Source organism: Candidatus Neomarinimicrobiota bacterium, assembly GCA_018647265.1.
Classification (GTDB): Bacteria; Fidelibacterota; Marinisomatia; order Marinisomatales; family TCS55; genus TCS55.
Genome location: JABGTK010000023.1, coordinates 1 through 9,969, shown reverse-complemented (window position 1 = coordinate 9,969; position 9,969 = coordinate 1). Strand labels below are relative to the sequence as shown.

The 9,969-nt window shown below is 37.9% G+C and carries 10 protein-coding genes; all 10 read left to right on the top strand.

The window, feature by feature from the left end; genetic code table 11:
* A partial coding sequence (locus HN459_01900) for an HD domain-containing protein (protein MBT3478193.1) occupies positions 1-580 on the top strand: 580 nt, incomplete at its 5' end.
* A gap of 15 nt (positions 581-595) precedes the next feature.
* The gene (locus HN459_01895) at positions 596-2,824 is read left to right on the top strand and encodes a TonB-dependent receptor plug domain-containing protein (GenBank protein ID MBT3478192.1); all 2,229 of its coding nucleotides are present in this window, start codon (positions 596-598) and stop codon (positions 2,822-2,824) included.
* A gap of 10 nt (positions 2,825-2,834) precedes the next feature.
* Positions 2,835-3,692: a hypothetical protein gene (locus HN459_01890; GenBank protein MBT3478191.1), complete on the top strand. Its 858-nt coding sequence runs from the start codon at positions 2,835-2,837 to the stop codon at positions 3,690-3,692.
* Positions 3,693-3,777: 85 nt separating this feature from the next.
* Positions 3,778-4,407 (top strand): DUF2975 domain-containing protein, encoded by a 630-nt coding sequence (locus HN459_01885; protein MBT3478190.1) that lies wholly within the window; start codon positions 3,778-3,780, stop codon positions 4,405-4,407.
* Positions 4,407-4,631, top strand: a complete 225-nt coding sequence (locus HN459_01880) for a helix-turn-helix transcriptional regulator (GenBank protein MBT3478189.1) — start codon at positions 4,407-4,409, stop codon at positions 4,629-4,631. The genes HN459_01885 and HN459_01880 overlap by 1 nt, the downstream gene beginning before the upstream one ends.
* 74 nt (positions 4,632-4,705) lie before the next feature.
* Positions 4,706-5,419, top strand: coding sequence for a hypothetical protein (locus tag HN459_01875; GenBank protein MBT3478188.1), 714 nt, complete (start codon positions 4,706-4,708; stop codon positions 5,417-5,419).
* 8 nt (positions 5,420-5,427) lie between these two features.
* Positions 5,428-6,753: a TolC family protein gene (locus tag HN459_01870; GenBank protein ID MBT3478187.1), complete on the top strand. Its 1,326-nt coding sequence runs from the start codon at positions 5,428-5,430 to the stop codon at positions 6,751-6,753.
* A 16-nt stretch (positions 6,754-6,769) separates the two neighbouring features.
* Positions 6,770-8,122 carry an efflux RND transporter periplasmic adaptor subunit gene (locus HN459_01865; GenBank protein MBT3478186.1) on the top strand — a complete coding sequence of 451 codons (1,353 nt, stop codon included), beginning with the start codon at positions 6,770-6,772 and terminating at the stop codon, positions 8,120-8,122.
* A 2-nt stretch (positions 8,123-8,124) separates the two neighbouring features.
* Positions 8,125-8,832 (top strand): ABC transporter ATP-binding protein, encoded by a 708-nt coding sequence (locus HN459_01860; GenBank protein ID MBT3478185.1) that lies wholly within the window; start codon positions 8,125-8,127, stop codon positions 8,830-8,832.
* A gap of 100 nt (positions 8,833-8,932) precedes the next feature.
* The coding region (locus tag HN459_01855; GenBank protein ID MBT3478184.1) for an FtsX-like permease family protein at positions 8,933-9,969 on the top strand (1,037 nt) is incomplete at its 3' end.

Sequence of the window (9,969 nt, the reverse complement as noted above, 5' to 3'; positions counted from 1 at the left end):
CCTTGTCCATGATATTGCGAAACCAAACACCCGTCGAATTGATAAAAAAAAGGGATATACTTTCCACGGTCATGATGCGGTGGGTGAACGGATGCTCAATAAAGTGGGCAAACGGATGAAACTATCCAACGAATTAAAGGAGTACCTCAAAAAACTGACACTCCTTCATTTGCGTCCCATTGCATTGGCGAAGAAAGAAATTACCGATTCTGCCATTCGCCGAGTTATGGTAGCCGCCGGGGAGGATATCGATGATCTGCTCACTTTATGTCGAGCGGACATCACGACCAAAAACCCTCATAAAGTTAGTAAGTATATTGGGAATTTTGAGCGGGTCGAAACCAATATGAAGGATGTAAATGAACGTGATGCTTTTAAATCATTTCAATCTCCTGTTCGGGGAGAAGAAATCATGAAAGTCTGTGGATTGAAAGAAGGTCGTGCTGTTGGTCAAATTAAAATAGCCATAGAAGAAGCAATCCTCGATGGTGAAATAGATAATACCCATGAAGCAGCCTTGGCATATTTTATGACAGTAAAAGATGATATTATTTCTGGAATTAATGGAGAAAAGGGTTAACTACTTGGGTTGGTTATGAAAAAATATTATTTACTACATTATATCTTATTATCTGCCATATTATGGGGACAAAATATTTCAGGAACCATAAAGGACCGGATTACACGAGTATCACTTAGCGGAGTAAATATCACGGCTGAGAATTCTGATTATGGTGTTTCCAGTGATGCGTCCGGGAACTATATCTTGGACGTGTCTTCATTTGACCAAGATCAAATCGTCAAATTTCAACATATAGGATACGAGCAACTATCCGTAAGAATAAATGTCCTATTTAAATCGCCCAATGTTGTAATGAAACCCAGAGTCCTTCAATTTGATCCGATTGAAACTTCCGGCGATAAACGTAAACCATCCATAGAAAAAGATCTCCCCCAGTCTGTTTCTATTATTAATTCCGAAACATTTGAGTTGCGAGGATTTACCGATGCAGGTGATCTTTTGGCAACGGATCAAAGCGTCCAGATCGAGGAGTCCCTTAGCGGTAGAAAGACTATATCCATTCGTGCTGGGAATGCAGATGATGTCTTGATTCTATATAATGGTTTTCGCCTCAACCGTTCATTCGATAATGTTTTTGATTTGTCTCTGATCGATATGCAAAATATTGAACAAATTGAAATTGTAAAAGGTGGTCATTCTGTTCTATATGGTCCCGATGCATTTTCTGGTGTGGTGAATATTGTCCCCAAAAACTCAAAAGATAAATGGGTCAAGTTTTCTCAGCAGTTTGGCAGTTATCAATCTGGATTTTGGAATGTAAATGGTCAACTTCAATTTGGGGAAACATTTATTTCTTTAAATCGAAAACGGGGTACTTACACCCGATTGTTTGAAAACCTTGAAGTGGAAAATGACGGGCTAGTTTCCGGTTTAACTCACACGTCAGCCGATATAAACCAAAAGTTTAAACATCATTGGTTTTATGGCGATTTGGATATCAACATGACCAAGGATTTACAATCATTTGATAATAACAGGGATAACAATTCAATTAATTCCACCAATCAAATGATAGCCCTTCGATATAATGGGGTTATAGGCCCCTTAGGTGAGGTGGAATTTGGATTTGGTAATCATGATTTACAGGAAATTCAGGGATTGAACAATGTGTCAGGAATGATCATGCGCAATTTAGATCATAATGCCAAAAAATTTGAATCCAGAAAATATATCAATTTGAACCAAGTGGAATTAATGTTCAGCGCCCAAATGGAAGAATCTGTGCTAAGGTTTTGGGATGACAGGGCCATGAATAATGTGAACCAAATTGGCCTAAAAGGGGCAGATCTCAACCGCAGTCAAATGGGTTTTGCCAGTGTTATTAAATTGCATAGTAAGGGGGACGATGAAGGTCATTGGCTTACCGATTTAGATTTAAGCATCAGACAGGATGTGGTAAAAGATAGTAAGTCACGATTAATATTTCGCAAGGATCATCAAGGGGAAAATGACGGTAAAGCATTCTTGAATTTCGGAGAAAATGATTGGAAAAATACTATAGTAAAAGTGTCAACTATTGCGTCGAGAAGGCAGCTAAACCAGACAATGGGTTTTTGGATGACTACCGGTTCTAATATGAAATTCCCCACATTACAACAGCAAATAAGTTTGACAGAAAGCGACTCTGGGAAAACATTTTCATTATTTCCTGAAAAAATGAAATCCCTCGAATTGGGTTTTAGTATCGTCAGTAAACAGGAACAATTAGAAAATATAGATCAATTGGAATTTCAAGGCAGTTTTTTTAAAAATGATTATATAAACAAAATGCGCGTTACTTATTTGTTGGGGTTGCCGGTTGGGTTCTACGAGAATATAGAATTTGCCCAGATGAGCGGTTTTGAAGGAAAGTTTAAGGTTAAAGGGTACAATCAACATTTGATTGGTGAGGTGGGTTTTTCGAAATATAATATTTCAGACATGAGCGTTTTTCCATTTAAATCTGCATCAAAAATAACTGGAGCAGCAACAGGGAACTGGAAATTTATTTCTATCAGTTATCGATGGTTTAGTGAGGGAGAGCAGGTTGGTTTAATCCTCATGCCGGACAAGAATTTTGCGGAAATTGAATTACCACCTTTTTCAAATTATGATTTAAGCATTACTCTAAAGGCCAAGGTAGGACGGCTTAAAGGTCAGTTGAGTTATGCCGGTAGAAATCTAAAGAAAAATGAGACAACTTTAGGTGGACTTCTTTTGCGGGATACACGTAGATATATCACCTTTAACCTTGCGCTATAAAGGGTAGTCTATGAAAAGCAAAATTTTAAAATCAATATTTTTATGGTTATTTTTTGTTATTGCTTGTGAGGATAATCCTTTCTTTGGAGAAGATACAATTCCCGAAAGATTTATTTCTGGAAAGGTGTTGTTAGATAAATCAAATTTTCATGATGGAATTTTTATATGGTTAGAAGGAACTGATATTAAGTCGAGAACAGATAATGAGGGAAATTTTACGCTCAATCTTCCGGCTGGAAGTAGTCCCAATAGCGGCGGGATTGGCGATGGTATTTATTCGTTATATTTTTTTATAGGAAATTATGCATTAAATAAGGTAGAAATTGAATTTGTGAATGGTAAGGTCGTACCGGATATACAAATTATATCAAGCAAAGGGGTATTGTATAATGATGTTACTTTATCACGATTGTTTGAATTGGAAACTATAGTATCGAAGAAAGAAGATATAGACGAAAATACTGGTGATAGGTATCCCTTTTTACTTTTCGATATTTATTTAAAACCAGATGTTGCGAATATATTTATTTATTCTAAACGAATTGTAAAGAGGGATACAACAATACATACGGGGTTGCTTCTATTAAATTCCCAATCTAATGAAATGATAAAAATTATTGATATTAATGAGGCGAAAATTATGAGAGGAGGGATTATTCGTCCCTCCGATCACTGGGAAATAAAATTTCCACTTAATTCAAATTTCTTGGCTATTGGTGAATATAAAATTATACCTTTTATTGTTGTTGATCATAAAAATTTACCCAATGGAATTATGAAGGCAATTGGATCAAATATTGATTATTTTAATGAATCCTATAAATTTTATCCTTTTAAACGAACGGGAGGTAAACTGGTAATTCAATAAAATATATCGAAAAACAATAAATATTTATTGATAATTATAATCTATATGTGCTAATATCGGCCCCGTTAATTAAAGGATTAGGGCAATGTCGGAGCATCGTGTTTATTTATTTATTAAAATTACAGACGGGTTAATTACCGCAATCACCACATTGTTGGCGCTATATATTGGCTATCGATTTTTAATGTTGTTGGCAGGGCCTGTATTTGGAATTACAGATCAGACTACAAAATTACTTTATCCGGTTCATTTTAATGTAGAAGAAGAAGGTGTCGCGGAATTTTCAGGTCGAGAATTACCAGTTAAGATTGCAAAAGCAAAAGCATTCGCTCTTATTGAATCTCCCACGCCGGAATGGTTATTAATTCCCGTAAAACTGATAAGATTTAGTATTTTTGGGTTTATCATTTGGATATTATTATTGCTAAGACAACTGGTAAGATCTGTAAAAAAGGGTGATCCTTTTAATATGAAAAATGGAAACAGGCTACGGTGGATCGGTTTTTCTATACTTATAATCGGTATTTTTGATTTTTTCCATGATATTTTACTGAACATTTTTATTACGCCAAGACTTTCGTTTGAATCAATTATTCCTAAATCAACAATCCATTTTAATTTGAGTCTTCTATTGGTGGCCATGATCATTATTGTAATTGGTGAAGCATTTCGTATTGGGGCAGAGATGAAAGAAGAGCAGGAGCTCACAGTTTAATGGGCATTCGCATTAATCTTGATGTAATGATGGCGAAATCTAAGATTTCTCTTGGTGATTTGGCTGAAAGAGTGGGCATTACGCAGGCAAATTTGTCTATTTTGAAAACAGAAAAAGCGAAAGCGGTCCGATTTTCTACGTTAGAAAAAATATGTAAAGAATTGGGCTGTCAACCGGGGGACATCCTAGAATATGAAACGGATGGAAAAAATATAAATGTCTGACAACCAAAGAAACTTTTTTGAGTCTAAGGCATCAAACGTCTTAGATATTTTGATAATAAGGGCAGGAGAATAACATGTTTGGCACAATGATTAATGTGATCACCGCTCCCGGTGAAACCATGGAAACTATTGTTAGAGAATTTGATTGGAAAAAGGCTTTAATGCCGATTGCTTTACTCATGGGTTTGGCAGTTGCTTCCGGGTTTATTTTGCAGGAATTAATTGCAGATATGCAATGGGAACAGATAGAAAAAAGCATTGAAGGAAATTCCCAAATTCCTGAAGAGAATAAAGAGCAATTTCTATCTGAACGCTACGACAGTATTTATTCTAAAACAGGTGCAGGTGCTATTTTTACTTTCTTAAGTATGGCCATTTCATGGCCCATTAGAATTGCATTTTGGTCCTTATTTGTCATGTTAACAGCCAATTTGTTTTTAGGGGGCGGGGGAAAATATGGACAGATGTTTACCATCAGTGCATTCGCCTATTTACCATCGGTGGTTGAATATATCATCAAAACACCGATTCAATTCATCACCGATAATATTATGATATTTACCGGGTTAGGTGTTTTAGGGATTGGGGAACAGGGTGACTTCATTAACAGTTTTTTAGCCGGGGTAGATATATTTGCATTTTGGCGTGTCTTTATAGTAGCTGTGGGCGTGGGTATCCTGTATAATAAATCAACCAAAACCGCTTTAGCAACAATGACAGCTTTATGGATATTTGGATTGATAGTTTTTGCCGGAATTGGTGCTGGTGCCAAAGGCATCTTTGGATAAGAAAGGATTTGATTATTATTAAACGAATTTTAATTCTGATACCCTTTGCATTAGGGTTCAATCAAACTTATTCTCTGAAAGAAGCGATTGAAATCGCATTGGAGAATAAGGAATCTCTCAAGGCATCTGCCATGGACTTGGAATCGTCCAGACAAGGTGTCAAAGGGTCATATAGTAGTATTTTGCCCTCACTCCGGTTTTCGGGAAACATGAGTAAGTCCATGTTTCCCGAACGAACCGGAGGATCTTATGATCCTGTTTCGGGAGAAATCACCTTGGATAAAATCAACAGTCAAATATCAGCCTCTTCCAACATTTCCTTTTCACAGAATATCTATGATGGGGGTGTGTGGTGGAATACCATTAAGCAGGCCAGAAACAGCTATCGCATTACTGCAGAATTCGATCGTCAATTAAAAACCAATATTATTCGTAATGTGCATTCGGCCTATTTCAATTACTTAAAAGCATCCCAATTAATGGATGTGGCTCGATCCAATCTTATGAGTTCCCAGCAGCAGTTAGCCCTGGCAGAACAAAAATACAAATTAGGATCAGCCAAAAAAACGGATTTTCTCAAAGCAGAAGTTCGGTTCGGGCAAGCAAGGGTAGACGTAGTGAATAATGATGCGGCAGTTCAAAACGCTTATCGATCTTTAAAAAATGCAATGGGTTTAATTGGCGCCAACCGTGATTTTGGAATTGAAGAAGTAGAAATACCTCTAGAAATCATTCCTGAATTTGAAACAGGGTTTGGACTCATTCAAAAATTCAATCCCAGTGTAAAGGCAAAACAATACCAAATCACCGGGGCAGAACTCAATGAAAAAATTGCTAAAGGATCCCGCTTGCCCACTATCAGTGCGAATGCTAGCATGTCCGGAAGTTCCGATAATTTTGGTGATGCTGTATCAAACAGTTACAATGATCAAAAAAGGACGAGTACGGGATTGTCCATATCTATCCCAATTTTTTCCGGTAACAGTATATCCACTCGAATTCAAAAAGCAAAAATTGTTGTGGATAAAACAGAATCGGAATATTTAACTCAACTTCAAGATTTAGCTGTTCAGCTTCAGGGTATTGTAGATCAGTTAAATAATTACCAGGAAATTATACCAATCAATGAAACGGTCCTTGTTTCAGCTGAAGAAGACTTGAAACTGGCCCAAATGCGCTATACGCAAGGGTCAACAACAATTTTAGAAGTTCTAGATTCCCAAGTATCTGTGGTGCGAGCACGGTCATCTCTGATCCGCTCCAAGTATGATGCCTACATTGTACAGGCCAACTTGAAAGCTTTATTGGGAACGCTGGATTCAAAAAAACAATAATTTAGAGGAGAGAACTGTGGCAAAATCAAAATTAACTAAAAATAAAAAATGGCTCATCTTTGGCGGGGGAGGTGTCCTGATGATTGTCATGATTGTTGCCAGCTTAGGCAAGGACGATACAGATGCCATTAAAGTAGAAACAGAAAAAGTGAGTCTCCAAACGGTAATTCATAAAGTGAATGCCAGTGGAAAGATTAAACCGGAAACAGAAGTGAAAATTTCTGCCACCTCATCCGCTTGGATTGATACCATCACAGTAAATGAAGGCGACCATGTTGTTAAAGGTCAGCATTTGATTACATTAGATCGGAAGCAGCTTTTGGCCAATTACAATTCCACAGCTTCATCTGTTCGGTCTGCAGAAGCGCGGGTGAAACAAGAATCTGCATCGAAAAATCGTGTGGAAACCATGTATGAACAAAATCTAGCATCTGACCAGGAATTGGAAGCGGTTCAAGCATCCTATCAAATTGCTAAAAGCTCTTTGGAGCAGGCCAAGTCCTCTCTGGAATCAAGGAAAGACGATTTGGATAAGGCCCGCATCGAGGCACCCCAAGACGGTATTGTGACCGCGGTGAATAAGGAAATAGGCGAAATGGCCGTGGGTGGTATGTTTCAGGCAGAAATACTTATGATCATTGCTGACCTGAATCGCATGGAAGTCATCGTTGATGTGAATGAAAATGACGTCGTTTCTGTATCTATAGGAGATACAACAGAAATTGAAATTGACGCTTTCCAGGATACATTATTTTTTGGTGTTGTGAGTGAAATCGCTCATATGGCCCAAACATCAGCTATGAGTTCCGCTGAACAGGTAACAAATTTTGAAGTCAAGATTCGCATTATTGATGTACCGGATGGGATACGCCCGGGAATGAGCGCTACCGCTAATATTATTACAGATAAGAAAGATAATGTTTTGGCTATTCCGATTCAGAGTTTGACTGTCCGCCCCGAAGGGTCTGAAAAAATGAGTTATGGTAAAGGAAAAGGTTCGGATAAAAAAGATGGGCCAAAAAAGCCGAAAGCGAAGAAAATGGAAGAATTGGTGTTTATTGTTTCCGATAAACTTAGTGGCGTCCTTCGTGATGGAAAATTATCTGAAATGGATGATAAAAAGGGTAAAAAGAAAAAAGCGAGCAAGGATAGTAAAGTGGTTCATATTAGACCTGTGAAGGTGGGTATTTCTTCTGAAACTCATTACGAAGTATTGAATGGCCTATCTGTTGGGGATGAGGTTGTTACCGGTTCTTATCGTGCCATCAGTAAAGATTTAGCCCATAACAAAGCTGTAACTACTGATGAAGATAAAAAAGAAGAGAAAAAAGGTTTCAGTGTTTCTATTAAGACATCAAAATCTGAATAATTATGGCTGATCTAATTTCATTAAAAGAGATTAAACGCCATTATGATGTAGGCGGCGAAGTAGTTCGTGCATTAGATGGTGTTGATCTTACCATTTTGCAAAATGAGTATATTTCTATTATGGGTCCCTCAGGTTCTGGTAAGTCCACTCTCATGAATATGATTGGCTGTTTGGATACGCCCACTGAAGGTATATATGAATTCGAAGGCGAATTGGTCCATGAAATGGATGATAATCAACTGGCATCCATACGGAATCGAAAAATTGGATTTGTTTTCCAGACTTTTAATTTATTACCCAAAGCAACTGCATTGAGAAATGTAGAAGTACCTCTGATCTATGCAAATATGCGAAAAACTGAACGGATTGAAAAAGCTGAAAAAGCCTTATCCGCTGTTGGTCTCACTGATCGAATGCACCATAAGCCGAACGAACTTTCCGGTGGACAGCGGCAGCGTGTGGCTATCGCTCGGGCTTTGGTGAATGATCCGTCCATAATTTTGGCTGATGAACCGACCGGTAATCTCGATTCAAAAAGTGGTGTAGAAATAATGAAAATATTAGATAAACTCCATAATGCGGGTAATACGATCATTTTGGTTACTCACGAAGAATATATCGCCGATCATGCCGAACGGACTATTAATCTATTTGACGGAAAAATTAAAGATGATGTAAGATCTTCCAAACGCAAGGTCCATTCACAGTGAAAAATTGTTTTAACATAGAGATCACAAAAGACACAGAGAACCACAGAGTAAAAATTAATTTATATCTCTGTGATCCTCTGTTACCTCCGTGTAACTAACCATGTTAGGACTTTTTTGGGAAAACCTCCGTATTTCACTTGGTTCGATCTTCGGAAATAAATCGCGCTCAATTTTAACCGCATTAGGCATTGTTATTGGCGTTTTATCTGTTACTTTGATGGGTACTCTTATTTCAGGATTGGATCGTACTTTTGAAAAAAGTATGTCCTTCCTGGGTCGGGATGTGTTAATTATTAGCCGCATGGATTGGTTCGGTGGTGATATGGATTGGTGGGAATTAAGAAATCGTCCGCGCATTAAAGAAGATTATGTAGAACAACTTAGAGAAAAATCCCAGTTTGTAGATGCAGTTGCGCCAATGTCAGAGCGGGGTGGGAGTATTATTCGGGACGACAAACGGATCGATACTCGCTTTTTTGGGACAACACCAGAATATATGGCCACAAATGAATCAGCAGATGTGGTGAATGGGAGATATTTTACCGATGGGGAAAATAGATCAGGATCTAGGGTCCTAGTAATCGGCGGTGATGTATCAGAAGGATTATTTCCAGAAGAGGATCCAATTGATAAATATGTAAAAATCGGTTCCCATAAATTCAAAGTAATTGGTGTGCTTAAAAAGCAGGGGAAATTCATGGGGCTGTTTAGCCTAGATAATCAGGCGGTAATGCCTTTTGGGACTTATCAGCGATTGTTTTCTCGTCGAGGGTGGATGAATGTTAGAATTAAGCTGAACACAGAAAATTATGATGAAGCCAAAGAAGAAATTTATGGTGTTATGCGACAACTTCGTGGCCTAAAACCAATGGAAAAAGACGATTTTGCTATCAATCAATCGGCTACAATGGAAGCGCAATACAAGGCCATAAAATTGGCAATCGGCGGGACGGGGCTATTTATCACTGCTTTATCTTTGATTGTTGGTGGGATAGGCATCATGAATATTATGTTTGTATCGGTGAAAGAACGAACAAAAGAGATTGGTGTGCGAAAAGCTTTAGGAGCCACCCAAACTATGATCTTGGGGCAATTCCTCATGGAGGCCGTTTTAATCTGTCTCATTGCAGGATTGGT

Coding starts and splice junctions, on each gene's coding strand:
- HN459_01880 (MBT3478189.1), top strand. CDS start 4,407: ATGGGCATTCGCATTAATCTTGATGTAATGATGGCGAAATCTAAGATT.
- HN459_01885 (MBT3478190.1), top strand. CDS start 3,778: ATGTCGGAGCATCGTGTTTATTTATTTATTAAAATTACAGACGGGTTA.
- HN459_01890 (MBT3478191.1), top strand. CDS start 2,835: ATGAAAAGCAAAATTTTAAAATCAATATTTTTATGGTTATTTTTTGTT.
- HN459_01875 (MBT3478188.1), top strand. CDS start 4,706: ATGTTTGGCACAATGATTAATGTGATCACCGCTCCCGGTGAAACCATG.
- HN459_01895 (MBT3478192.1), top strand. CDS start 596: ATGAAAAAATATTATTTACTACATTATATCTTATTATCTGCCATATTA.
- HN459_01860 (MBT3478185.1), top strand. CDS start 8,125: ATGGCTGATCTAATTTCATTAAAAGAGATTAAACGCCATTATGATGTA.